Origin of the sequence: Pseudomonas sp. GV105 (genome assembly GCF_003058185.1) — a bacterium.
GTDB lineage: Bacteria > Pseudomonadota > Gammaproteobacteria > Pseudomonadales > Pseudomonadaceae > Aquipseudomonas > Aquipseudomonas veronii.
Genome location: NZ_QBUF01000011.1, coordinates 1 through 22,591, shown reverse-complemented (window position 1 = coordinate 22,591; position 22,591 = coordinate 1). Strand labels below are relative to the sequence as shown.

At 61.0% G+C, this 22,591-nt stretch carries 22 protein-coding genes; 5 read left to right on the top strand and 17 right to left on the bottom strand.

Annotated features, from left to right (window positions below; genetic code table 11):
- Nucleotides 1–41 precede the first annotated feature (41 nt).
- Nucleotides 42–821, top strand: coding sequence for a ferredoxin-NADP reductase (gene fpr / locus C8K66_RS21085; RefSeq protein ID WP_017844669.1), 780 nt, complete (start codon nucleotides 42–44; stop codon nucleotides 819–821).
- Between the two features lie 117 nt (nucleotides 822–938).
- Here fpr and tsaA read toward each other — a convergent pair whose 3' ends face one another.
- The 5 genes from tsaA to rimO form a co-directional block, all read right to left on the bottom strand.
- Nucleotides 939–1,634 (bottom strand): tRNA (N6-threonylcarbamoyladenosine(37)-N6)-methyltransferase TrmO, encoded by a 696-nt coding sequence (gene tsaA, locus C8K66_RS21080; RefSeq protein WP_108525848.1) that lies wholly within the window; start codon nucleotides 1,632–1,634, stop codon nucleotides 939–941.
- Nucleotides 1,635–1,637: 3 nt separating this feature from the next.
- Nucleotides 1,638–2,099: a DUF1456 family protein gene (locus tag C8K66_RS21075; protein WP_017844671.1), complete on the bottom strand. Its 462-nt coding sequence runs from the start codon at nucleotides 2,097–2,099 to the stop codon at nucleotides 1,638–1,640.
- A gap of 68 nt (nucleotides 2,100–2,167) precedes the next feature.
- A complete protein-coding gene (locus tag C8K66_RS21070) occupies nucleotides 2,168–2,878 on the bottom strand; it encodes an rRNA pseudouridine synthase (RefSeq protein WP_108525846.1) in 711 nt (236 codons plus the stop codon).
- A gap of 71 nt (nucleotides 2,879–2,949) precedes the next feature.
- A complete protein-coding gene (locus tag C8K66_RS21065) occupies nucleotides 2,950–3,423 on the bottom strand; it encodes a GNAT family N-acetyltransferase (RefSeq protein ID WP_046384503.1) in 474 nt (157 codons plus the stop codon).
- Between the two features lie 115 nt (nucleotides 3,424–3,538).
- Entirely contained in the window at nucleotides 3,539–4,879 is a 1,341-nt protein-coding gene (gene rimO, locus C8K66_RS21060; RefSeq protein WP_046384502.1) for a 30S ribosomal protein S12 methylthiotransferase RimO, read from the bottom strand.
- Between the two features lie 313 nt (nucleotides 4,880–5,192).
- Between rimO and C8K66_RS21055 the strand changes: the two genes are divergently transcribed.
- The 3 genes from C8K66_RS21055 to C8K66_RS21045 all read left to right on the top strand — a co-directional run bounded on the left by C8K66_RS21055 (nucleotide 5,193) and on the right by C8K66_RS21045 (nucleotide 8,883).
- Nucleotides 5,193–7,094, top strand: coding sequence for a potassium transporter Kup (locus C8K66_RS21055; RefSeq protein ID WP_057005801.1), 1,902 nt, complete (start codon nucleotides 5,193–5,195; stop codon nucleotides 7,092–7,094).
- Nucleotides 7,095–7,319: 225 nt separating this feature from the next.
- Nucleotides 7,320–8,426: an NADH:flavin oxidoreductase/NADH oxidase gene (locus tag C8K66_RS21050; protein WP_017844676.1), complete on the top strand. Its 1,107-nt coding sequence runs from the start codon at nucleotides 7,320–7,322 to the stop codon at nucleotides 8,424–8,426.
- 271 nt (nucleotides 8,427–8,697) lie between these two features.
- The gene (locus tag C8K66_RS21045) at nucleotides 8,698–8,883 is read left to right on the top strand and encodes a hypothetical protein (protein ID WP_017844677.1); all 186 of its coding nucleotides are present in this window, start codon (nucleotides 8,698–8,700) and stop codon (nucleotides 8,881–8,883) included.
- A gap of 59 nt (nucleotides 8,884–8,942) precedes the next feature.
- Here the strand turns inward: C8K66_RS21045 and C8K66_RS21040 are convergent, their stop codons facing one another.
- From C8K66_RS21040 to C8K66_RS21000, 8 genes are all read right to left on the bottom strand, one after another.
- Entirely contained in the window at nucleotides 8,943–10,568 is a 1,626-nt protein-coding gene (locus C8K66_RS21040) for a glucan biosynthesis protein D (protein WP_026139759.1), read from the bottom strand.
- A gap of 355 nt (nucleotides 10,569–10,923) precedes the next feature.
- Nucleotides 10,924–12,348 carry a gamma-aminobutyraldehyde dehydrogenase gene (locus C8K66_RS21030; protein WP_017844679.1) on the bottom strand — a complete coding sequence of 475 codons (1,425 nt, stop codon included), beginning with the start codon at nucleotides 12,346–12,348 and terminating at the stop codon, nucleotides 10,924–10,926.
- Between the two features lie 83 nt (nucleotides 12,349–12,431).
- A complete protein-coding gene (locus C8K66_RS21025) occupies nucleotides 12,432–13,241 on the bottom strand; it encodes an ABC transporter permease (RefSeq protein ID WP_010563467.1) in 810 nt (269 codons plus the stop codon).
- Nucleotides 13,231–14,154: an ABC transporter permease gene (locus C8K66_RS21020; RefSeq protein WP_057005800.1), complete on the bottom strand. Its 924-nt coding sequence runs from the start codon at nucleotides 14,152–14,154 to the stop codon at nucleotides 13,231–13,233. Before C8K66_RS21020 ends, C8K66_RS21025 begins: the two co-directional genes overlap by 11 nt.
- A gap of 1 nt (nucleotide 14,155) precedes the next feature.
- Nucleotides 14,156–15,190: an ABC transporter ATP-binding protein gene (locus tag C8K66_RS21015; RefSeq protein ID WP_057005799.1), complete on the bottom strand. Its 1,035-nt coding sequence runs from the start codon at nucleotides 15,188–15,190 to the stop codon at nucleotides 14,156–14,158.
- Between the two features lie 120 nt (nucleotides 15,191–15,310).
- Nucleotides 15,311–16,462 (bottom strand): putative ABC transporter substrate-binding protein YdcS, encoded by a 1,152-nt coding sequence (ydcS, locus tag C8K66_RS21010; RefSeq protein WP_017844682.1) that lies wholly within the window; start codon nucleotides 16,460–16,462, stop codon nucleotides 15,311–15,313.
- A gap of 73 nt (nucleotides 16,463–16,535) precedes the next feature.
- Nucleotides 16,536–17,993: a gamma-aminobutyraldehyde dehydrogenase gene (locus C8K66_RS21005; protein WP_169881156.1), complete on the bottom strand. Its 1,458-nt coding sequence runs from the start codon at nucleotides 17,991–17,993 to the stop codon at nucleotides 16,536–16,538.
- Between the two features lie 132 nt (nucleotides 17,994–18,125).
- The gene (locus tag C8K66_RS21000) at nucleotides 18,126–19,037 is read right to left on the bottom strand and encodes a LysR family transcriptional regulator (protein WP_017844684.1); all 912 of its coding nucleotides are present in this window, start codon (nucleotides 19,035–19,037) and stop codon (nucleotides 18,126–18,128) included.
- A gap of 168 nt (nucleotides 19,038–19,205) precedes the next feature.
- On the opposite strand from C8K66_RS21000, the gene C8K66_RS20995 reads away from it, so the two are divergent.
- Nucleotides 19,206–19,916 (top strand): tellurite resistance TerB family protein, encoded by a 711-nt coding sequence (locus tag C8K66_RS20995; RefSeq protein WP_108525842.1) that lies wholly within the window; start codon nucleotides 19,206–19,208, stop codon nucleotides 19,914–19,916.
- Between the two features lie 53 nt (nucleotides 19,917–19,969).
- Here C8K66_RS20995 and C8K66_RS20990 read toward each other — a convergent pair whose 3' ends face one another.
- From C8K66_RS20990 to C8K66_RS20975, 4 genes are all read right to left on the bottom strand, one after another.
- A complete protein-coding gene (locus C8K66_RS20990) occupies nucleotides 19,970–20,584 on the bottom strand; it encodes a hypothetical protein (protein WP_057005797.1) in 615 nt (204 codons plus the stop codon).
- Nucleotides 20,581–21,216, bottom strand: coding sequence for a DUF2515 family protein (locus C8K66_RS20985; protein ID WP_057005796.1), 636 nt, complete (start codon nucleotides 21,214–21,216; stop codon nucleotides 20,581–20,583). The genes C8K66_RS20990 and C8K66_RS20985 overlap by 4 nt, the downstream gene beginning before the upstream one ends.
- A 176-nt stretch (nucleotides 21,217–21,392) precedes the next feature.
- Nucleotides 21,393–22,004, bottom strand: a complete 612-nt coding sequence (locus C8K66_RS20980) for a hypothetical protein (RefSeq protein ID WP_057005795.1) — start codon at nucleotides 22,002–22,004, stop codon at nucleotides 21,393–21,395.
- Nucleotides 22,001–22,591: DUF2515 family protein (locus C8K66_RS20975; RefSeq protein WP_371928156.1), on the bottom strand; the 591-nt coding region annotated here is incomplete at its 5' end. The genes C8K66_RS20980 and C8K66_RS20975, both read right to left, overlap by 4 nt.

Here is a 22,591-nt window from a genome sequence, read left to right as displayed (position 1 = left end):
TATCATTTTGGCGCAGACCCATCTCCAGGAGTCCCCCGTACATGAGCAACATGAACCACGAGCGTGTCCTCAGTGTTCATCACTGGAACGACACTCTGTTCAGCTTCAAGTGCACCCGCGATCCGGGCTTGCGCTTCGAGAACGGTCAGTTCGTGATGATCGGCCTGCAACAACCCAACGGCCGCCCGCTCATGCGCGCTTATTCGATTGCCAGCCCGAACTGGGAAGAGCATCTGGAGTTCTTCAGCATCAAGGTGCCTGATGGCCCGCTGACTTCCCAGTTGCAGCATCTGAAGGAAGGCGACGAGATCATCATCAGCAAAAAACCGACAGGCACCCTGGTGCTTGACGATTTGAAGCCGGGTAAACACCTGTACCTGCTCAGCACCGGTACCGGCCTTGCGCCATTTATGAGCGTGATCCAGGACCCGGAAACCTACGAGCGTTTCGAAAAAGTGATCCTGTGCCACGGCGTGCGTTACGTCAACGAAGTCGCCTACCGCGAATTCATCACCAAGCACCTGCCGCAGAATGAGTTCTTCGGCGAAGCCCTGCGTGAAAAGTTGATCTACTACCCCACCGTGACCCGCGAACCGTTCGAAAACCAAGGCCGTCTGACCGACCTGATGCGCAGTGGCAAGCTGTTCCGCGATATCGGCCTGCCACCGATCAACCCCCAGGACGACCGCGCCATGCTGTGCGGCAGCCCAAGCATGTTGGACGAGACCAGCGAAGTGTTGAACAGCTTCGGCCTGAAAGTTTCGCCACGCATGCGTGAGCCGGGTGACTACCTGATCGAACGCGCCTTCGTCGAGAAGTAAACGCGGTCAAAAAAATGTGGGAGGGGGCTTGCTCCCGATTGCTGAGTGTCAGTCAATGCATCCGGTGACTGACCCGCCGCTATCGGGAGCAAGCTCCCTCCCACATTGGTTTTTGGTTTATTTAGCTGCAATCACTTCCAGCACACAGATGACGCCCGCCTCGGGATAGTGCCAGCGCACATCCACGTCCCAGAACTGCGCGCCATATTCCCGCTCGGGCCCGGGCGTTTGATAGGCCGGCCGCGGGTCTTGCGCCAAACACTGTTCGATCAACGCCACCAGCGGTTCAGCAAGGCGCTGAGCGTGGTCTTGCGCCTGGTGCAGAGCCGTCTTCAGCCACTGCACGGGAATCAGTGGCGGCGTGCCATTGGCGATGCCGTTGGTGGCGTTGTCGACAATGTCGGCATACGGCACATACGGCTTGATATCCAGCACCGGCGTGCCATCGAGCAGATCGATCCCGGAGATCCACAACCGGCCCGGTTCGACCTTGTCCAGCTTCACCACCGACTGGCCAATCCCGTTGGGCCGATGGGTCGCACGGGTGGCAAACACGCCCATGGACTTATTGCCGCCCAGACGGGGCGGGCGCACTTTCAGGCGGGGTTTGTCTTCCAGGGCCCGGTGGAACAGAAACAGCAGCCACACATGGCTGACCTGCTCCAGGCCCTGCACCGCCTCGCCGTGGTCGAACGGCGCGACCAGCTCCAGCACGCCGCGGGCGGCAGGCGCCAGTTGCGGTTGGCGCGGGATGGCGAACTTCTCCTTGAAGCAGGAGCGCACGAAGCCGACGGGAGAGACCTGGTAACTCATGGCTTACGCGCGAACCCGCAGGGTCAGGCCCTTGAGGAAGTTGCGCAGCAACTGGTCGCCGCAGGTGCGGTAATTGGTGTGACCGAACTTGCGGAACAGCGCGCTCAGCTCAGGCTTGGACACCGGGAACTCGGCCGCCTTGAGGATGGCGTGCATGTCGTCTTCCTTCAGTTCGAAGGCCACGCGCAGCTTCTTGAGGATGATGTTGTTGGTCACCGGGGTTTCGATCGGTTGCGGCGGACGGCTGTCGTCCTTGCCGCGCTTGAAAATCACCAGGCCGTCAAGGAAGTGCGCCATGACCTCGTCCGGGCAGAACACAAAGCCTTCTTCCTCGTCTTTCTTGAGGTAAGTCAGCAGGTCTTCCTTGGTCACGTCCATGCCGCCGAGTTTGATCAGCTCGACCATCTTGTTGTCGCTGATGTCGAGCATGTAGCGCACGCTGCGCAGTACGTCGTTGTGAATCATGGTGGGCAATCCTGGTTTTCAACGGTGGACACCACCCACGCAGGCGGTGTCGAAAAAGGGGGAGTGGCTCAGAACTTCTCTTTGCCGGACAGGTAACGCCATTGGCCGACCGGCACCTTGCCGATGGACACGCCGCCGATGCGGATACGACGGATGGCGATGACTTTCAAGCCGACAGCTTCGCAGAACAAGGCGATCACCCCCGGTTGCGGGTTTTTCATCGCAAAGCGCAGGCGGTTTTCGTTCTGCCAGCTGGTTTTCACCGGCGGCAGCTCTTTGCCTTTGTAGGTCAGGCCATGGTTGAGGCGGTTCAGGCCGTGAGCAACCATGTCACCTTCGACCTCCACCACGTATTCCTGCTCGATCTTGGCGGCATCGGCGGTCAGTTTGCGCAGAATCTTCCAATCCTGGGTGAACACCAGCAGGCCGCTGGCCTTGGCTTGCAGGTCAGCGCTGGCGGTCAGGCGCAGGAAGTGGCCCTTGAGCGGGCGCTTGCTGAAGCGGTGTTCTTCCGACAGCGTTTCGGCGCTGATCGACGCCATTGCCGTCTCGGCATCCACGCCCACTGGCGCGTGCAGCAGGATGGTCACAGGCTCTGGCGCGGTGGCCTTGGCCTCGGGGTCCAGTTCGACCTTCTGGGTGGTGACCTTGAACTGTGGCTCGTCGATCACTTCACCGTCCACCGAGACCCAGCCGCCTTCGATAAACAGCTCAGCCTCCCGACGGGAGCAACCGACCAGTTCGATAAGGCGTTTGGAGAGGCGTATGGGGTCAGTCATGACAAGGGCCGTAGCAAAAGGGGGCCGCTATTGTACCTGTGTGGGCGCGGTTAATCCCGGCCCCATTTCATTTAGCCCCGACGCGCCTCTTGCTGCACCTGGCGCAAACGCATGTGCAGCAGCGGATAAGGCTGCCCCAGGCCATCATGCTCCGTGCGGCCGATGACTTCGAAGCCTTGCTTGAAGTAAAAGCCCAGCGCCTGCGGGTTCTGTTCGTTGACGTCCAGCTCATCGGCGTTCATGCGCTCGATCGCGTAACGCAGCAATTGCCGGCCGAGGCCCTGGCCACGGTGCTGCGGGTCGATGAACAGCATCTCGACCTTGCCCGCGGCCACCCCGGCGAACCCGGTGATGCGCTGGCGCGTGTCCTTGGTGCAGATCAGCATCACCGCATCGAGGTAGCGGGTCAGCACCAGGTTTTTCAGCAGCGTGATGTAGCTGTCCGGCAGAAAGTCATGGGTGGCGCGCACCGACGCCTCCCAGATCCGCGCCAACTCGGCGTAGTCGCTGGTTTTAGGGGTGTGGATAACCGAATGCTGACGCATGCCCGCTGCCCTTTGTGGATGTTCGGTGTCGATGGGCAAAACGATAGACCTAAAAAAGCCCCGCATCTTGTCCAGAAGCAGGGCTTTTTCACTTTTTTATCCGCGCCTGATGCGATCAGTCGCGCTTTTCGGCCCACAGGTCGTATTCGTCGGCATCGGTCACCGTACACCAGACCTTGTCGCCGGGTTTCAAACCGCTGGCATCGTCGATAAATACGTTACCGTCGATTTCCGGGGCGTCGAAGAAGCAGCGGCCTACGGCGCCTTGCTCGTCGACTTCGTCGATCAGCACTTCGATTTCCTTGCCGATGCGCAGTTGCAGGCGCGCCGAGCTGATCGCCTGCTGGTGCGCCATGAAGCGCTCCCAACGGTCTTGCTTGACGTCATCCGGTACTACGGCCAGGTCCAGCAGGTTGGCCGGGGCGCCTTCGACCGGCGAGTACTGGAAGCAGCCGACGCGGTCCAGCTGGGCTTCGGTCAGCCAGTCGAGCAGGTACTGGAAGTCTTCTTCGGTTTCGCCCGGGAAGCCGACGATGAAGGTCGAACGGATGATCAGTTCCGGGCAGATCTCGCGCCAGTTCTTGATGCGCGCCAGGGTCTTGTCTTCGAAGGCCGGGCGTTTCATGGCCTTGAGCACTTTCGGGCTGGCGTGCTGGAACGGGATGTCCAGGTACGGCAGGATCTTGCCGGCGGCCATCAACGGGATCAGCTCGTCCACGTGCGGGTACGGGTACACGTAATGCAGGCGCACCCACACGCCCAGGCTGCTGAGGGCTTCGCACAGCTCGGTCATGCGGGTTTTCACCGGCGCACCGTTCCAGAAGCCGGTGCGGTATTTCACGTCGACGCCGTAGGCGCTGGTGTCCTGGGAGATCACCAGCAGTTCTTTAACGCCGGATTTGACCAGGCGCTGGGCTTCGTCCAGCACATCGCCCACCGGGCGGCTGACCAGCTTGCCGCGCATCGACGGGATGATGCAGAAGCTGCAACTGTGGTTGCAGCCTTCGGAAATCTTCAGGTACGCGTAGTGGCGCGGGGTCAGCTTGATGCCTTGCGGCGGCACCAGGTCGATCAGCGGGTTGTGGTCCTGGCGCGGCGGCACCACTTGATGCACGGCGTTGACCACCTGCTCGTACTGCTGCGGACCGGTCACGGCCAGCACGCTCGGGTGTACGTTGCGGATATTGCCTTCTTCCACGCCCATGCAGCCGGTGACGATGACCTTGCCGTTTTCCTTGATGGCCTCGCCGATCACTTCCAGGGATTCCGCCTTGGCCGAGTCGATGAAGCCGCAGGTGTTGACCACCACCACGTCCGCGTCCTGGTAAGTGGACACGACGTCATAACCTTCCATGCGCAGTTGCGTCAGGATGCGTTCGGAGTCGACCAGAGCCTTCGGGCAGCCCAGGGAAACAAAGCCGACCTTGGGGTTGGCTTTTGCGATGGTGGTGGACATGTCTAACCTCGGTATTGAATGACGCCGCCAGTCGGGCACGACAAGGCGGTAGACGGGCACTTAGCGCGCTCGTAAAAGAGCATGCTTTTGTGCCTCTGATCAAAAAGTGCGCAATTCTAGCGACGGGCAACGCACTTGACCAGCTTTATGCAGGGAAATACGACGAGTGCTGCGCTATGCTTCGCGCCGTTGCGAACGGGTGAAATCCTTGGGTCAACAAAACGTCTGTTACGAGAAGTAAAACAGCGCATGCTAAGGTCAGCTTAGATGCGTTGTTTATAAGAGACCTCAGGTCATAGGGCAGGAGTGGTTGATGGGTCAGGCAAGTAGTCAGGCAGCGGGTGCCGAGCATTCCAATGCCAAGCCGATTGGCATGCTGGTGGCAGCGGTCGGGGTGGTTTATGGCGATATCGGGACCAGCCCGCTCTATACCCTTAAAGAGGTGTTCGGTGGAGGGTATGGGGTTCAGGTCAACCATGATGGTGTGTTGGGGATACTGGCGCTGATCTTCTGGTCGCTGATCTGGGTCGTTTCGATCAAGTACGTGTTGTTCATCCTGCGCGCCGATAACCAGGGCGAGGGCGGGATCATGGCCCTCACTGCGTTGGCGCGGCGAGCGGCGTCGCCGTATCCGAAGCTGCGTTCGGTGCTGGTGATTCTCGGGTTGATCGGCGCTGCGCTGTTTTACGGCGACAGCATGATCACCCCGGCAATCTCGGTGCTCTCGGCGGTAGAAGGCCTGGAACTGGCCTTCGAAGGGCTTGAACGCTGGGTCGTACCGCTGTCGCTGGTGGTGCTGGTGGGGCTGTTCCTGATCCAGAAACATGGCACCGACCGTATCGGCAAGCTGTTCGGGCCGGTCATGGTGTTGTGGTTCCTGGTGCTGGCGGGCCTGGGCGTGCATGGCATCAGCCAGCATCCGGAAGTGCTCAACGCATTGAACCCGGTGTGGGGTGTGCGTTTCTTCATGGTCCACCCTGGCATGGGTGTGGCGATTCTCGGCGCCGTGGTGCTGGCATTGACCGGTGCCGAAGCGCTGTACGCCGACATGGGCCACTTCGGGCGCAAACCCATTGCGCGTGCCTGGTTCGCCCTGGTGCTGCCGGCGCTGGTGCTCAACTATTTCGGCCAAGGTGCGTTGCTGCTGGAAAACCCCGAAGCGGCGCGTAACCCGTTCTACCTGCTCGCACCGAGCTGGGCGCTGATTCCGTTGGTGGTGTTGTCTACCCTGGCCACGGTGATTGCGTCCCAGGCGGTGATTTCCGGCGCGTTCTCCCTGACCCGTCAGGCGATCCAACTGGGTTACATCCCGCGCATGCACATTCAGCATACGTCCAGCGCCGAACAGGGCCAGATCTATATCGGCGCGGTGAATTGGTCGCTGATGGTCGGCGTGATCCTGCTGGTGCTGGGCTTCGAGTCGTCCAACGCGCTGGCTTCGGCCTACGGCGTGGCGGTGACCGGCACCATGCTGATCACCAGCATCCTGGTGTCGGCAGTGATGCTGTTGCTGTGGAAATGGCCACCGGTGTTGGCGATTCCGGTGCTGATCGGTTTCCTGTTGGTCGACGGGCTGTTCTTCGCCGCCAACGTGCCGAAAATCGTCCAGGGCGGTGCATTCCCGGTATTGGCGGGGATTGTGCTGTTTATCCTGATGACGACGTGGAAACGCGGCAAGGAACTGCTGATGGACCGCCTCGACGAGGGCGGCCTGCCGCTGCCGATCTTTATCAGCAGTATCCGCGTGCAGCCGCCCCATCGCGTGCAGGGCACCGCGGTGTTCCTCACCGCGCGGCCCGACGCGGTGCCCCATGCGCTGTTGCATAACCTGCTGCATAACCAGGTGTTGCACGAGCAAGTGGTGTTGCTGACGGTGGTCTACGAAGACATTCCCCGCGTTCCCGCCGCACGGCGCTTCGAGGTGGATGCCTACGGCGAAGGGTTCTTCCGCGTGATCCTGCACTTCGGTTTCACCGATGAGCCGGACGTGCCCGAAGCGCTGAAGCTGTGCCACCTCGATGATCTGGATTTCAGCCCGATGCGTACCACGTACTTCCTCAGCCGCGAAACGGTCATCGCCTCGCGCATCAAAGGCATGGCCCGTTGGCGCGAAGGCTTGTTCGCGTTCATGTTGAAGAATGCCAACGGCAACCTGCGGTTCTTCAAACTCCCGGTCAACCGGGTGATCGAGCTGGGCACCCAGGTCGAAATGTAAGCGGTTGTTGGACGGGAGCCGGCAATCGGCTCCCGCTTTGTCTTCTGAACCCTGTGCAATCCCCCGTTGTCGACTAGGCTCTAAGCACTGTTGTGTAGGAGCGGGCTTGCCCGCGAAAAACCTTAACGGTAACGCGTCGATCCTGGATAAACGCGGCGCCCATGAGGCTTTCGCGAGCAAGCGCGCTCCTACAGAAGTGCCCAAAAAGCCAAGAAGAGGTGCGCCATGAGTCAGTTGCTCGAACCGTATACCCTGCGCCAATTGACCCTGCTCAATCGCATTGCCGTGTCGCCGATGTGCCAGTACTCCAGCGTCGATGGCCTGGCCAACGACTGGCACCTGGTCCACCTCGGCAGCCGCGCTGTCGGCGGGGCGGGGCTGATTTTCACCGAAGCCACCGCCGTGACCGCCGAGGGCCGTATCACCGCCGAAGACCTGGGCCTGTGGAACGACGCACAGATCGCCCCGCTGCAACGTATCACGCGCTTTATCACTGCCCAGGGCGCCGTGGCCGGGATTCAATTGGCTCACGCCGGGCGCAAGGCCAGCACCCATCGGCCGTGGATCGGCAAACACGGCAGCCTCAAGCCGCAAGACGGCGGCTGGGTGCCGGTGGGGCCCTCGCCGATTGCCTTTGACCCGAACCATACGCAGCCCAGGTCGCTGGACGAGGCGCAGATCGAGCAAGTGATCGCCGACTTCGTCGCCGCCGCCAAGCGCGCGTTGACCGCCGGTTTCAAAGTGGTGGAGATCCACGCCGCTCACGGTTACCTGCTGCATCAATTCCTCTCGCCCATCAGCAATCAGCGTCAGGACCAGTACGGCGGCACCTTTGAAAACCGTATCCGCCTGGTGCTGCAAGTCACCGAAGCGGTGCGCGAAGTCTGGCCGCAAGACCTGCCGCTGTTTGTGCGGGTGTCAGCCACCGATTGGGTGGAGGACGGCTGGAACCCCGATGAAACCGTGGAACTGGCACGTCGCCTGAAAGCTTTGGGGGTCGACCTGATCGACGTGTCCTCCGGCGGCACCGCCGCCAACGCCGAGATCCCCATCGGCCCCGGCTACCAGACGCGGTTTGCCGAGCGTGTGCGCAAAGAGTCGGGCATCGCTACCGGCACCGTGGGCATGATTACCGAGCCGGCCCAGGCCGAACACATCCTGCGCACCTGCCAGGCCGACATCATCTTCCTCGCCCGCGAGCTGCTGCGTGACCCGTATTGGCCATTGCATGCCGACGATGACCTGGGCGGGCGCAAGGCGACCTGGCCGGCCCAGTACCAGCGGGCGACCCATCGGGAGCAGCCGATTCATGAGTCTGATCTCAGGGATTGAGCCTTCTTAGGTTCCAACAAAACCCACCCTTATCCGGTGGGTTTTTTTTGCCAGGAGCTGTGGGATAGGGCTGTAGGTATTTATTCCTGACCCAATTATTTAAGTGAATACTCTAAAAAAATCCCACACGTCATGAGATTGTTTCTACGCTTAGAGTACGCCTGATTTCTGGCCCAGGGAGCCAGTCGGTTTGTCTACCGAGGCATTGCGCTTCACGGCAGGCGGGTAATGGGCACACGGAGTTTTTGATCGATATCAGGAGAAACAGTCCATGGCCAAGTCCTATGGTGTAGCGGGTGTGGTGGCGTCTTTTCTGACCCGCAGGGTGTCCTTGCGTGCCCGAAGGTTGAGTTCCGATGAAGCTGAATTGCTCGCACAGTATCGCGCCCTGACCGAGAACGATCAGGTGGCGATGCGCTATTTGATTGGGGCGATGAAGAGTGTGTCGCGGTTCTGAGCGGGCTGTGACCCCATGTGGGGGCGGGCAAGCCCGCGCTCACATGGTCGGTCACGGTGTCAGGTGTATTTACGCTGCTCCGGTGCCGGCGGGAAGTACTGATACAACCAGGTTTCACTCAAGGTGCGGTCCTGCGTGCGGATAAACAGGCGCAGTTCCACTGGCTCCACGCTGTCGCTGGTCGGGTACCAGTCGAAGAGGATGCGATAGCCCTTGATGCTGTCGAGCACCAGCACGCTGAAGTCTTTCACCTCGCCGTGGGAACAGGTCACCACCGGCTCGATCCCGGTGCCGGCTGCCAGGCGATCCAGGCCGCCGCCCTTGAAGTCCACGGCAAACCGCCGCGCCCAGACTGGCGGGTAATGTTCGCCCGGTGCCCAGCCTTCGGTGAAGCCGCCCATGCCTGAACGCGTGGCGTCGACTTGCGCCAACGGCGTGCTCACCGGTGGCAGGGCGCTCCAGTACAACTTGTAGCCATAGTTGAGTGAATCACCGGCGGCCACCGGTTTTTTCGGGGTCCAGAAGGCCACTATGTTGTCCAGGGTTTCGCCGGTGGTCGGGATCTCCAGCAGGTCGATCGAGCCTTCGCCCCACGCGGTGGTCGGTTCGACCCACAGGCTTGGGCGCTTGCTGTACCAGTCGACGGTGTCCTGGTAGCTGGCGAATTCATGGTCGGTCTGCACCAGGCCGAAGCCTTTCGGGTCGGTGTCGGCGAACGCATTGAATTGCAGCTTGGCCGGGTTGTTCAGCGGGCGGCAGATCCACTCGCCGTTGCCGCGCCACATTGCCAGGCGGTCCGAGTCGTGGATCTGCGGGTGGATGGTGTCGCACATGCGCCGCTCGTGGGTGCCGCAACTGAACATGCTGGTCATCGGCGCGATGCCCAGTTGTTCGATGGCGGTGCGCGCATTGATATGGGCGTCGATTGCCATGACCACCTGGTTGGCCTGGCAGTCGATATCGAAACGGTAGGCGCCGGTGGCGCTCGGCGAGTCGAGCAGGGCGTAGACCACAAAGCGCGTGGCATTTTTATCCGGGGTTTCGAACCAGAACTGCGTGAAGTCGGGGAATTCCTCGCGCTTTTTCGCGTAGGTATCGATCGCCAGGCCGCGTGCGGAAAGGCCATATTGCCCCGTGGAATCCACCGCGCGGAAGTAACTGGCGCCGAGAAACGACAGCACGTCATGGCGATCCAGTTCCGGCGCCTTGAACAGCTTGAAGCCGGAGAAACCCAGGTCGCCGGTCAGTTGTTGGGTGTCGACCGTGGTTTTTTCATAGTTGAACAGCGAAGGGCGGAAATGCACTTCGCGGGCCTCGCGGGTCGTGGGGTCGACGGCGTGCATGCGAACGGGCGTCTTGAAGCCCATGCCGACGTGGAAAAACTGCACGTCCAACTGGCCGTTCACTTCCTTCCACAGCGAGTGTTTGCCGTCGTAGCCGATGGCGTTGAAATTTTGCGGGGTCATGGTCGCCAGGGTGGGCGGCAGCACCTGTTTGGTGTCTTTATACGCGGTCCCGGCGAGTTGCCTGGCCTGGGTCTTCAGCGTTTCGAAGTCGAACGCCACGGCCTTGCCGTCGGCGGCGCGGTTCCCGGCCCAGGCTTGCGCAGCCAACAGGCCGCTGGCCGATAAACCGGTGTAAGCCGCAATGGCCATGGACGCTTTAAGCAAATTCCTGCGGTGCATAGAGACAACCTGTCGTGAGCAAATCCCGCGCCGGCCCTGGCGCGTGCTGGATCAAAGATAACGGTTCGGACATGCCTTCGGCCAAACGCAACGGACATTAAACAGACGCCGCATAGCTTAAGCGGTTCGATGGCGTAGGAAAAATGATTGATGGCGGGATGATGGCTTGGCAAATGCGACAAGACATTTCCGGGCTTTGAGTGAGCACATTACCCAGGAATTATGAAGATCCAATGTAGGCGGGGGCTTGCTCGCGACAGGCGCCTGGACACCGCGTTTAATCGGATGCCCCGCATTATCGTTGGCGTTCTTCGCGAGCAAGCTTGCTCCTACAGTCAAGGTATCAGGGCGAGGTTCAGTGCTTGAACATCACATGGCGCACGGTGGTGTAGTCCTCCAGCCCGTACATGGACATGTCCTTGCCATACCCCGACAGTTTCTGACCGCCGTGAGGCATTTCGCTGACGAGCATGAAGTGAGTGTTCACCCAGGTGCAGCCATACTGCAAGCGCGCAGCCAAGCGATGGGCGCGTCCCACGTCGGCGGTCCATACGGATGACGCCAGACCGTAGTCCGAATCGTTGGCCCAGCCCAGCACCTGTGCTTCATCGGCAAACTTGGTCACCGACACCACCGGCCCGAACACCTCGCGGCGCACGATTTCGTCGTCCTGCTGCGCATCGGCCAAAACCGTCGGCTCAAAGAAGAAGCCGTTGCCTTCCACCGCCTTGCCGCCGGTGACCAGGCGGATATGCGGCTGCGCCACGGCACGTTCGACGAAACCGGCCACGCGGTCGCGGTGTTGCGCGGTGATCAGCGGGCCCAGCTCGGTGGTCGGGTCATCCTGCAAGCCGTACTTGATACTGGCGACTGCCGCGCCGAGCTTCTCGACGAACGCATCGTAGATTTCCGCTTGGGCATAGATACGGCACGCCGCGGTGCAATCCTGGCCGGCGTTGTAGAAACCGAAGGTGCGGATGCCTTCCACCGCCGCGTCGATGTCCGCGTCGTTGAAGATGATCACCGGCGCCTTGCCGCCCAGTTCCATGTGCATGCGCTTCACGCGGTCGGCGGTGTTGGAAATGATGTTGGCGCCCGTGGCGATGGAGCCGGTCAGCGACACCATGCGTACTTTCGGGTGGTTCACCAACGGGCTGCCCACGGTGGGCCCACGGCCGAAGACCAGGTTGAGCACGCCGGCCGGGAAGATCTCCGACGCCAGTTCGACCATGCGCAATGCGGTCAGCGGGGTTTGTTCCGACGGCTTGAGCACCACGGTATTACCGGCGGCCAGGGCTGGGGCGATTTTCCAGGCGACCATCATCAGCGGGTAGTTCCACGGGGCGATGGATGCGATCACGCCCACCGGATCGCGGCGGATCATCGAGGTGTGGCCCGGCAGGTATTCACCGCCGGCCGAGCCGCTCATGCAGCGGCTGGCACCGGCAAAAAAGCGGAACACGTCGGCAATCGCCGGGATCTCGTCGTTCAGTGCCGCACTGTAGGGTTTGCCGCAGTTGTCCGATTCCAGCTTGGCCAGTTCTTCGCCGTGGGCTTCGATCACGTCCGCCAGTTTCAGCAGCAACAGCGAGCGATCCTTGGGCGTGGTCTGTGACCAGCTTTCAAACGCTGCATCGGCGGCCCGCACGGCGGCGTCGACCTGGGCTTCGCTGGCTTCGTTGATTTCCACCAGCACACGGCCCAACGCCGGGTTGAATACGGCCTGCGCCGGGCCTTCGCCTTTGACCAGTTGGCCGTTGATCAAGAGTTTGGTTTGCATGGTTCACTCCTCCAAAAAACTGTTGTTATTGCCCTGAAGAAACCGGCTCTGAGTGTGGGGGGGGCACTTCTCCAATACCCACATTATTTACCGCCACTGCCTGCCACGCTTTCACCGCCGCGGGTCAGGTAATAGGCACCCAGAATCGGGAACATCGTCACGATCATCACCAGCATCGCCACCACGTTGGTCACCGGCACATCCCGTGGGCGACTCAACTGGTTGAGCAGCCACAGCGGCAAGGTGCGCTCATGCCCGGCGGTGAAGGTGGTGACGATGATTTCGTCGAACGACAGCGCAAACGCCAGCATGCCGCCGGCCAGCAGCGCCGAGCCGAGGTTGGGCATGATGATGTAGCGGAAGGTCTGCCAGCCGTCGGCGCCCAGGTCCATCGAGGCTTCGATCAGGCTGTGGGAGGTGCGGCGCAAGCGGGCGATGACGTTGTTGTAGACGATCACCACGCAGAAGGTCGCGTGGCCGACGATGATGGTGAACATCCCCGGCTCGATGCCCAACGTCTTGAACGTCGCCAGCAGGGCGATACCGGTGATGATCCCCGGCAGCGCGATCGGCAGGATCAGCATCAGCGACACGCCTTGCTTGCCGAAGAACTCGCGGCGATACAGCGCGGCTGAAGCGAGGGTACCGAGGACCATGGCGATCAGGGTAGCGATCGCCGCGATCTGCAGCGACAGCTTGATCGCTTCGAGCACGTCCGGGCGGGCGAACGCCACGCTGAACCACCTCAGGGTGAAGCCCTGGGGTGGAAAGCTGAACGCTGCCTCTTCGGTGTTGAAGGCGTACAGGAAGATGATCAGGATCGGGAAGTGCAGAAACACCAAGCCGCCCCAGGCCGCAATCTTCAAGCCGATGGATGATTTCTCAGAGTGCATCGAAGGCCCCCAGGCGTTTGACGATGGACAGGTAAACCGCGATCAGTACGATCGGCACCAGGGTGAACGCCGCGGCCATGGGCATGTTGCCGATGGCACCTTGCTGGGCGTACACCATGCCGCCGACGAAATAGCCCGGCGGCCCGACCAGTTGCGGCACGATGAAGTCGCCCAGGGTCAGCGAAAACGTGAAGATCGAACCGGCGGCAATCCCCGGCACCGACAGCGGCAGGATCACCTGCATGAAGGTCTGGCGCGGCTTGGCGCCCAGGTCGGCCGAGGCTTGCAGCAACGACGGCGGCAAACGCTCCAGCGACGCCTGGATCGGCAGGATCATGAACGGTAGCCAGATGTAGACGAACACCATGAACCGCCCCAGGTGCGAGGTGCTCAAGGTGCTGCCGCCCACGCCGGGGATTCCCAGCACGAACTGCAACAGCGGCTCCAGGCCCAGGTGCTGCACAAACCATTGCGCTACGCCGCCCTTGGCCAGCAGCAGGGTCCAGGCATATGCCTTGACGATGTAGCTGGCCCACATCGGCATCATCACCGCGATATAGAAGAACGCCTTGGTCTTGCCCGTGGTGTAGCGCGCCATGTAATAGGCGATGGGGAAGGCGACGATGGCGCTGGCGAGCGACACCACAATCGCCATGCTCAGGGTGCGCAGGATGATGTCGAAGTTCGATGGCTGGAACAATGCGGCGAAGTTGGCTAGGGTCAGGTCCGGCGTGACCGCCATGGTGAAGTCGTCGAACGTGTAGAAGCCCTGCCACAGCAAGGTCAGCAACGAGCCCAGGTAGATCGCGCCGAACCAGATCAGCGGCGGTATCAGCAGCATTGCCAGGTAGAGGTTGGGTCTGCGATACAGCAGGTTGGAAAACCTGCGCATCGGCGCTTGGGTCAGGCTCATGTCACACCTCGCCTGCGTGGTCGGTCAGGGTGGTCATGGCGGCCCGCGCCCAGCGTGCAGTGATGGGCTGGCCGACCTGATAGCCGTTGCTGATGTCCAGCCACTGGTTATTCGCCTGGCTGATGTTCAACGCCTGGCCGTTCGCCAGTTTCAGTTCGTAGCGGGTGGCGCTGCCCTGGTACTGGATGTCATGCAACAGGCCGCTGATTTCCACTTCGTCGGCCGCCAGCGGGCCTTCGGCAAAGCGCACGTGCTCCGGGCGGATCGAGAACGGCTGCGGGCTGCCGCTGAGGCGCTGGGCCAACTCGCCGCGAATCACATTGGAGGTGCCGACGAATTCGGCGACGAACGCGGTGGCCGGTTTCATATAGAGGTTGCGCGGGGTGTCGACCTGTTCGATGCGGCCCTTGTTGAACACGGCCACGCGGTCGGACATCGACAGCGCTTCGGTCTGGTCGTGGGTCACGAAGATAAACGTGATGCCCAACTGACGTTGCAGCTTTTTCAGCTCGCTTTGCATCTGTTCGCGCAGCTTGAGGTCGAGGGCGCCCAGCGGTTCATCCAGCAGCAACACGCGCGGGCGATTGACCAGCGCGCGGGCCAGGGCGACCCGTTGGCGCTGGCCGCCGGAGAGCTGCACCGGCTTGCGCTCGCCGTAGCCGCCGAGGGCGACCATGGTCAGGGCTTCTTCGGCGCGGTCGAGGCGCTCGGTCTTGCCCACGCCTTTGACTTTCAGGCCGTAGGCCACGTTGTCGCGCACATTCATGTGGGGGAACAGCGCGTAATCCTGGAATACCGTGTTGACGTCACGCTGATACGGCGGCAAGCCGGCGGCTTCCTCGCCATGAATCCGGATCGAGCCTGCGCTCGGTTGCTCGAACCCGGCGATCAGGCGCAGGCAGGTGGTCTTGCCCGAGCCGGAAGGGCCGAGCATGGAAAAGAACTCGCCGTCCTGGATATCGATGGAAACCCGGTCAACGGCTTTCACTTCGCCGAACTGACGGGAAACGTGGGTGAATTGGACTGCAAGCGTCATGGTGCGGTGCTCCCAAAAGGCGCGGGTCGTCGCAGCGGCCCGGCCTGGACTTCTGAAAAAACAGAACATCGGTGAATGTGCTCAATGTGGGAGGGAGCATGCCCCCTCCCACAGGGGGGATTAGCGCCCGCCCATGATCGCAATGTAATCCTGGGTCCAGCGGCTGTACGGCACGAACTTGCCGCCCTCAGCCTGCGGGGTTTTCCAGAAGGCGATCTTGTCGAACTGGTCGAAGCCGTTGGTCTTGCAGCCCTCGGCGCCGAGCAATTCGCTGCCGGTGCAGGCCGCCGGCACCGCCGGCAGGGAGCCGAACCAGGCGGCGACATCGCCCTGGACCTTCGGCTGCAGCGACCAGTCCATCCATTTGTAGGCGCAGTTCGGGTGCTTGGCCTCGCTGTGCAGCATGGTGGTGTCGGCCCAGCCGGTGGCGCCTTCCTTGGGAATGGTCGAGGCAATCGGCTGCTTCTCGTTGATCAGGCCGTTGACCTGATACGGCCAGGCGCTGGAGGCGACCACGCCTTCGTTCTTGAAGTCACTCATCTGCACGGTGGTGTCGTGCCAGTAGCGGTGGATCAACGGTTGCTGTGCGCGCAACAGGTCGAGCACGGCTTTGTACTGGGTTTCGGTCAGTTCGTAGGGGCTCTGGATGCCCAGCTCCGGCTTGGTCGACTTGAGGTACAGCGCCGCATCGGCGATGTAGATCGGGCCGTCGTAGGCTTGCACGCGGCCTTTGTTCGGCTTGCCGTCCGGCAGGTTCTGCGCCTCGAACAGCACATTCCAGCTGGTGGGCGCGGTCTTGAACACGTTGGTGTTGTACATCAGCACGTTCGGCCCCCACTGGTACGGAGTACCGTAGGTTTGCTGGCCGACCACGTACCACGGCGCGTCTTTCAGGCGCGGGTCGATAGTCTTCCAGTTGGGAATCAACGCGGTATTGATCGGCTGCACCCGCTTGCCGACGATCAACCGCAGCGACGCATCGCCTGACGCGGTGACCAGGTCGTAACCGCCCTTGGCCATCAAGCTGACCATTTCGTCAGAGGTGGCGGCGGTTTTCACATTGACCTTGCAGCCGGTTTCCTTCTCGAAACCTGTGACCCAGTCGTAAGCCTTGTCGCTTTCGCCCCGTTCGATATAGCCGGGCCAGGCGACGATATCCAGCTGGCCTTCGCCGGCGCCTACCGCTTTGAGCGGTTCGGCGGCCTGCAGGCTGGCGCTGGCCAGCAGCGCGGTGGTCAGGGCACTGAGCAGTGCGGTCTTATGCGCGGACATGGGGAATCCCTCTTCTTTAATTATGGTCGGGGCAGTTTTTTGCAGCCGGTGACGCTTGAGCTTAGTTGTTGTTTTAAAGGTGCTGGCCGTGGCGAGCCATGATGTGCCGCACCACGCTGTAGTCCTGTAGCGAATCGCTGGACAGATCTTTGCCATACCCGGAGCGCTTCAAGCCGCCGTGGGGCATTTCGCTGACCAGCATGAAATGACTGTTGATCCAGGTGCAGCCGTATTGCAGGCGCGCCGCGACCTGCATGGCCTTGTCCAGGTTCTGCGTCCACACCGACGAGGCCAGGCCGTATTCGGAGTCGTTGGCCCAGTCCACCGCTTGTTCCAGTTCGTCGAAGCGGGTCACGGTGACCACCGGGCCGAACACTTCGCGCTGGACGATTTCATCACTTTGTTTACAGCCGGCGAGCAACGTCGGCTGATAAAAGAAGCCCGCGCCGGAATGCACGGCGGCGCCGGTGACGCGTTCGATATGCGGCTGGCCGAGGGCGCGTTCGACAAAGCTGGCGACGCGGTCGCGCTGGCGCGTGCTGATCAGCGGGCCGAGTTCGTTGTCGGCATCGCGCTTGCCGGCAAAGCGCAGGCTGCTGACCGCCGCGCCCAGGTCGGCGACCAATTTGTCGTGAATCCCCGCCTGGGCGTAGATACGGCACGCGGCGGTGCAGTCCTGGCCGGCGTTGTAGTAACCGTAGGCGCGCACGCCTTCGACCACGGCTTGCAGGTCGGCGTCGTTGCACACGATCACTGGCGCCTTGCCGCCCAGTTCCAGGTGCGTGCGTTTAAGGGTTTTCGACGCGGCTTGCAGGATCTTTTGTCCGGTGACGATATCGCCGGTCAACGACACCATCCGCACCTTCGGGTGGCTGACCAGATGGCTGCCGACGCCTTCGCCGCCGCCGCACACAATGTTGATCACCCCGCGCGGCAACAACTGGTTGAGCGCTGGAGCGAGGGCGAGGATCGACAGCGGCGTGTGTTCCGACGGCTTGAACACCAGGGTATTACCGGCGGCCAGGGCGGGGGCGATCTTCCACGCGGCCATCATCAGCGGGTAATTCCACGGCGCAATCGAGGCCACCACGCCAATCGGGTCACGCCGCACCATGCTGGTGTAGCCCGGCAGGTATTCGCCGCTGAGCTGGCCGGTCTGGCAGCGCACGGCGCCGGCAAAGAAGCGGAACACATCGACGGTGGCGCTCAAGTCATCCTGGCGGGCCAGGTGCAACGGTTTGCCGCAGTTCAGGGATTCGAGGCGAGCCAGGTAGTCGGCTTGGTGCTCGATGGCATCGGCGATGCCCAGCAGAATGTTCGAACGTTGCTGCGGCGTGGTGCGGGACCAGCCGGCAAATGCGCGGTGGGCGGCAAGGATCGCGGTTTCGACCTGTTCGATGCTGGCTTCGGCGATCTGAGTCAGCACTTCGCCCGTGGCTGGGTTGAGAATCGGTTCGACAAAGCCCTGGCCCTGGACCAGTTCGCCGTCGATCAGCAACGCAGTGAGCAGCGGGGTGGGCGCAGCGGACATTTTTCGCGATCTCTTTTCTTGTGTGGCCATGGGCGTTCTCTTACAAGGCGCCCGACTTTCTCTTATGGATGCACAGAGACTAGAGGTCAGGCGCGAGGTCAACAAATACTAAATACTGAATGCAGCATTCGATTAAATAGATGGCTTACGTGGGTGCGGCTGTTCCCGTGCCACGGTCAGGAATGGGTCGACCAGTGCCGGGCGCGCGGTGCCACGGCGCCAGGCGAGGCCGACGTCGAGGGTCTGGCTGAGGTCGGCGATGGGGCGCGCTTCGATAATGTCGCCTTCCAGGGACCAGGGGCGGTAGGTCATGTCCGGCTGGATCGACACGCCCAGGCCGGCGGCCACCAGGCTGCGCACGGCTTCGGTGGAGGCGGTGCGCAAAGTGACGTGTGGTTGCAGGCAGGCAGAGGCCCACATGCGTTGAGCGTTGTGGCCCATTTCGTCGACGTTCAGCTGAATCAACGGCTCACGCGCCACATCGGCCAGGTTGATGCTGTCGTGCTCCAGCAGCGGATGTTGCGCCGGCAGCCACAGGCGGTGGGGCGAGTGGGTGAGTACTTCGGTCTGCAGGGCGTGGCGGTCTTCGAGGTTGGAGAGGATCAACACGCCCACATCGATCTCGCCGCTGACCAGCAAATGCTCGATGTACGGGCGCTCATCCTCCATCACGCGGATTTCCACATTGGGGTAGGCGCGTTGGAAGCGGGTGAGCAGGTCGGCCAGGTAATAACCGGCCACCAGGCTGGTCACGCCGACGATCAATTGCCCGGCCACCTGGTCGGTGCTCTGCTGCAGGCTGCGCTTGGCGTTGTCGACGGTGGCCAGGATCAAGTGCGCCTGGCGCAGGAACTGATGGCCCTGGTGGGTCAGGGTCATGCCCTTGGCGTGGCGGTTGAACAGGTTGACGCCGATTTCCTGCTCCAGTTGCTGGATCGCCAGGGTCAGGGTCGACTGCGAAATAAACGCGGTTTGCGCAGCGGCGGAGATCGAACCGGTCTCGGCCACGGCGATGAAGTGGCGGATCTGACGCAAGGTCATCATGCTGGAGTTACCAGTGGGGTGTTTTTATCGATTTGCTCGAGTGTATATCGATTTAACCGAAGGATAGCCGCGTTACATCTGGAAGCACTCTAGATCGGGGTTTTTTGGCGCTAAGTTTTACGCTGGGAGTCTATTGGTCTTATGAACCCTGGTGTCTGGAGGCTACGCATGAATACCCGTGGATTACTCGAACAACTGCTCAAGTCTGGTCAGGACATGTTGCAGAACAAGGCCGGCGGCCAGCGCAAATCCGACGACAAAGGCGCCCTCGGCGGCCTGCTCGGCAGTGGCGGGCTCGGCAGTTTGCTCGGCGGCGCTGGCGGCGGGGCCCTGGCCGCTGGGGCCATGGGCCTGCTGCTGGGCAATAAAAAAGCGCGCAAATTCGGCGGCAAGGCCCTGACCTATGGCGGGTTGGCGGCATTGGGCGTGATCGCCTACAAAGCCTATGGCAACTGGCAGGCGCAACAGGCCAGCGCGCCCCAAGGCGAGCCGCAGACCATCGACCGCTTGCCACCGGCTCAGGTCGAGCAACACAGCCAGGGCATCCTCAAGGCGTTGGTGGCGGCGGCCAAGGCCGACGGGCATGTGGATGAGCGCGAGCGCGCGCTGATCGAAGGTGAATTCAACAAGCTGGATAACGACCGTGAATTGCAAAGCTGGCTGCACGGCGAGCTGAACAAACCCCTCGACCCGGCCGACGTGGCGCGGGCCGCCAGCACCCCGGAAATGGCCGCCGAGATGTACATCGCCAGTGTGATGCTGGTGGATGAGGAGAACTTTATGGAGAAGGCGTACCTGGATGAGCTGGCGCGACAGCTCAAGTTGGAGCCCGGTTTGAAGGTTGAATTGGAGAAACAGGTGCGCCAGGCGACGCTTTAGGGATCGTTCCCATGGATGGGCGCGATCAGGAGTGACAGGTCTATCGGGGGCGGCTAAGGAGGGCCCCATGGCGCGGCCAGTTGCAGCGTCATGAGGTAACGCTCCTCTGTGGGACGTCTATCGTCCTTGAATCGCCCAACCACCAGCATCACTTGATACTTGTCGCTCGCTCGCCAATAGGATGTGCCGCCTCGGTTCACATTGCGCAGCCGGGCACGCCATTCCGGGGTATCGGCGAACGGAGGGTTGGACGCAACTCGAATGGGTTCCCAGCCTGCCTTGCGCCATTGCTCCTGCAAGTCCAGTACGACCTTGAGGGTGTCGTCGAGCAGTAGTGGCTCTACTTGGGGAGACAAGCTGAGATCTGCGACTCGCATATCCTTATATCTAATCATGAAGAAACGCGCAGGCGGGCTCATAAACCCATACTGAGGGTCTATGAAACGCAGGCGAGCATCAGATTTCGGTACTGTTCCCCAATAATTTCCCGAAACGGCTGGGCCAATGCTTGCGCTGGAACGCTGACGCATGTCTTCCCAGGGCTCGCCTAGCATCAGCGCAATTTCCGGATCTTCCGCGCCCAGGCGTAGCGCTATCCATACGAGTGATGCGGCAACGACCAGTCCCGGTCCGCCACGTCGCCAACCTATCTTCGCGAGCCGGCTCATTGAACACCCCGGTTTTCAGCGATATCGTCTAGCGCCTGTTCGATTCGATGCCGCTCAGTACTGCGCAGCAGTGTGTGAAACCGCGCTGCAGCCTTGAGCACGAATGCCATACGCTGATCGATATTGGCTAGATTGGCGAAGGGGTTGTTGTTGAAATCAATGGTCCGACCTTCATCAGCGGGACTGCATTGGTTTGCCAGTGTCAGTTCAATGGCCTGAGCGATCCCGGACGGTATGCCCGTGACGTATGAAAGATGGTTGCTACGTAGCAGGGTCACGAGTTTTGGATCGCCGTACATGGTCGGTTGAAGAATGTTTCGTTGTTCGTGGTCAGCCAGATGCTCAATACTTTTGGCAATGTCTCCATCGTCAATCGCCTTGAAGGCCTGCAATATTTCCGGGTAATCCCCCTCAAACCTTAGCTTTTCCTGCCCCACCGACCACAACACCCGATCCTGTCCATCCTCATAAATGTTCTGGCGCGACCGCAAGCAGGTCTCAAGCAAGCCCAACCCCCGGTCCTCACCTTCAAGGGCGATGGCTACTTTGGTGATGCGAAAGCCCCTCAAACCGCCGCCGACGGTCCCGCCAGCGGTGGTTTTGGCTCCTCGGGTAATGAAATAGCGGCGCATGCCAGCGATGTCCTTTTGTTAGCAGGGACCAGCACGCTAGGCTCGGCGAGAAAAGCCTGGTAGTCGGACGCTGTAGGTTGGTTCTGTGAAAAGGGTGCCTCAGGCCACCCTCTAGGCATGCCTGCGCACGATGAAGATCGTTCTCACGTTCTGTGGAAACGATTTAACAAATCTAGTTATGGCAGCCCCCACGGCCTGGATAATTCCAGTGTAATGAGGTACCGCTCTTCTGTGGGATGCCGATAGTCCTTGAAGCGCCCAACTACCAACATGACTTGGTATTTGTTTTCTGCCCGCCAGTAAGACTTGCCACCCCGGTTCACATTTCGCAATCGAGCACGCCATTCAGGTGTGTCGGCGAATGGAGGGTTGGAGGCGACTCGGATGGGCAGCCAGCCGGCATTGCTCCATTGTTTTTGCAGATACAGCACGACGTTGAGGGTGTCATCGAGCAATAGCGGTTCGATTTGGGGGGACATGCGGATACTACCAACGCGCTCCTTGTCGAAACTTACCGCGAGGAAGCGGGCAGGCGGGGTAACGAATCCATATTGAGGGTCTATGAAGCGTAGACGGGCATCGGACTTTGGTAGCCTCCCCCATATTTCTCCGGGAATAGCAGGGGCGATTGCTGCACTGGAGCGCTGACGCATGTCTTCCCAAGGCTCCCCAAGCATCAGTGCGATTTCTGGCGTACTGGTGAAGAAACGTATCATTCCTACCAGTAGTACGGCAGCGAACAATACAAGTGCGGCATGTCGCCAGTTTACTTGTGAGAGCCGGTTCATCGCATGCCCCGACCTGCAGCGACATCATCCAGCGCTTGTTCGATTCGATGCCGCTCACCGCTATTTAACAGCTTGTCAAATTGCGCGGCGGCCTTGAGCACGAAGGTCATGCGTTGATCGATATCGGCCAAGTTGGCGATGGGGTTGTTGCTGAACTCAATGGTCCTGCCGTCATCAACAGAGCGGCATTGGCTTGCCAGCGTTAGCTCAATGGCTTGCGCGACTCCGGACGGTATGCCCGTGACGTATGAAAGATGGTTGCTACGTAGCAGAGCCACTAATTTTTGGTCGGTATACATGGTTGGCTGAAGGATATTTTGCTGTTCATGCCAAGCCAGATACTTAACACTTTCGGCGATATTTCCTTCGTCAATGGCCTGAAAGGCTTGCAGAATGTAGTCGTGGTCAAGCCCAAACCTTAAATTTTCCTGCCCCACCGGCCACAACACCCGCTGCAGCCCATCCTCAAAAATGTTCTGGCGCGAGGACAGGCAGGTCTCAAGCAACCCCAACCCCCGCTCCTTATAAAACGCATGCAACGGAAACACATCCAAAAACAGCGTGGTATTGCCCATCGCCATCATCTC

Excerpts from the sequence above, each read along its gene's own strand:
- tsaA (WP_108525848.1), bottom strand. The coding sequence starts at position 1,634 with ATGAGTTACCAGGTCTCTCCCGTCGGCTTCGTGCGCTCCTGCTTCAAG.
- C8K66_RS21055 (WP_057005801.1), top strand. The coding sequence starts at position 5,193 with ATGGGTCAGGCAAGTAGTCAGGCAGCGGGTGCCGAGCATTCCAATGCC.
- C8K66_RS21040 (WP_026139759.1), bottom strand. The coding sequence starts at position 10,568 with ATGCACCGCAGGAATTTGCTTAAAGCGTCCATGGCCATTGCGGCTTAC.
- C8K66_RS21065 (WP_046384503.1), bottom strand. The coding sequence starts at position 3,423 with ATGCGTCAGCATTCGGTTATCCACACCCCTAAAACCAGCGACTACGCC.
- C8K66_RS21025 (WP_010563467.1), bottom strand. The coding sequence starts at position 13,241 with ATGCACTCTGAGAAATCATCCATCGGCTTGAAGATTGCGGCCTGGGGC.
- C8K66_RS20985 (WP_057005796.1), bottom strand. The coding sequence starts at position 21,216 with ATGCGCCGCTATTTCATTACCCGAGGAGCCAAAACCACCGCTGGCGGG.
- C8K66_RS21015 (WP_057005799.1), bottom strand. The coding sequence starts at position 15,190 with ATGACGCTTGCAGTCCAATTCACCCACGTTTCCCGTCAGTTCGGCGAA.
- rimO (WP_046384502.1), bottom strand. The coding sequence starts at position 4,879 with ATGTCCACCACCATCGCAAAAGCCAACCCCAAGGTCGGCTTTGTTTCC.
- C8K66_RS20995 (WP_108525842.1), top strand. The coding sequence starts at position 19,206 with ATGAATACCCGTGGATTACTCGAACAACTGCTCAAGTCTGGTCAGGAC.
- C8K66_RS21075 (WP_017844671.1), bottom strand. The coding sequence starts at position 2,099 with ATGATTCACAACGACGTACTGCGCAGCGTGCGCTACATGCTCGACATC.
- C8K66_RS21045 (WP_017844677.1), top strand. The coding sequence starts at position 8,698 with ATGGCCAAGTCCTATGGTGTAGCGGGTGTGGTGGCGTCTTTTCTGACC.
- C8K66_RS20980 (WP_057005795.1), bottom strand. The coding sequence starts at position 22,004 with ATGAACCGGCTCTCACAAGTAAACTGGCGACATGCCGCACTTGTATTG.
- fpr (WP_017844669.1), top strand. The coding sequence starts at position 42 with ATGAGCAACATGAACCACGAGCGTGTCCTCAGTGTTCATCACTGGAAC.
- C8K66_RS21000 (WP_017844684.1), bottom strand. The coding sequence starts at position 19,037 with ATGATGACCTTGCGTCAGATCCGCCACTTCATCGCCGTGGCCGAGACC.
- C8K66_RS21030 (WP_017844679.1), bottom strand. The coding sequence starts at position 12,348 with ATGCAAACCAAACTCTTGATCAACGGCCAACTGGTCAAAGGCGAAGGC.
- C8K66_RS21005 (WP_169881156.1), bottom strand. The coding sequence starts at position 17,993 with ATGTCCGCTGCGCCCACCCCGCTGCTCACTGCGTTGCTGATCGACGGC.
- C8K66_RS20990 (WP_057005797.1), bottom strand. The coding sequence starts at position 20,584 with ATGAGCCGGCTCGCGAAGATAGGTTGGCGACGTGGCGGACCGGGACTG.
- C8K66_RS21070 (WP_108525846.1), bottom strand. The coding sequence starts at position 2,878 with ATGACTGACCCCATACGCCTCTCCAAACGCCTTATCGAACTGGTCGGT.
- C8K66_RS21050 (WP_017844676.1), top strand. The coding sequence starts at position 7,320 with ATGAGTCAGTTGCTCGAACCGTATACCCTGCGCCAATTGACCCTGCTC.
- ydcS (WP_017844682.1), bottom strand. The coding sequence starts at position 16,462 with ATGTCCGCGCATAAGACCGCACTGCTCAGTGCCCTGACCACCGCGCTG.
- C8K66_RS21020 (WP_057005800.1), bottom strand. The coding sequence starts at position 14,154 with ATGAGCCTGACCCAAGCGCCGATGCGCAGGTTTTCCAACCTGCTGTAT.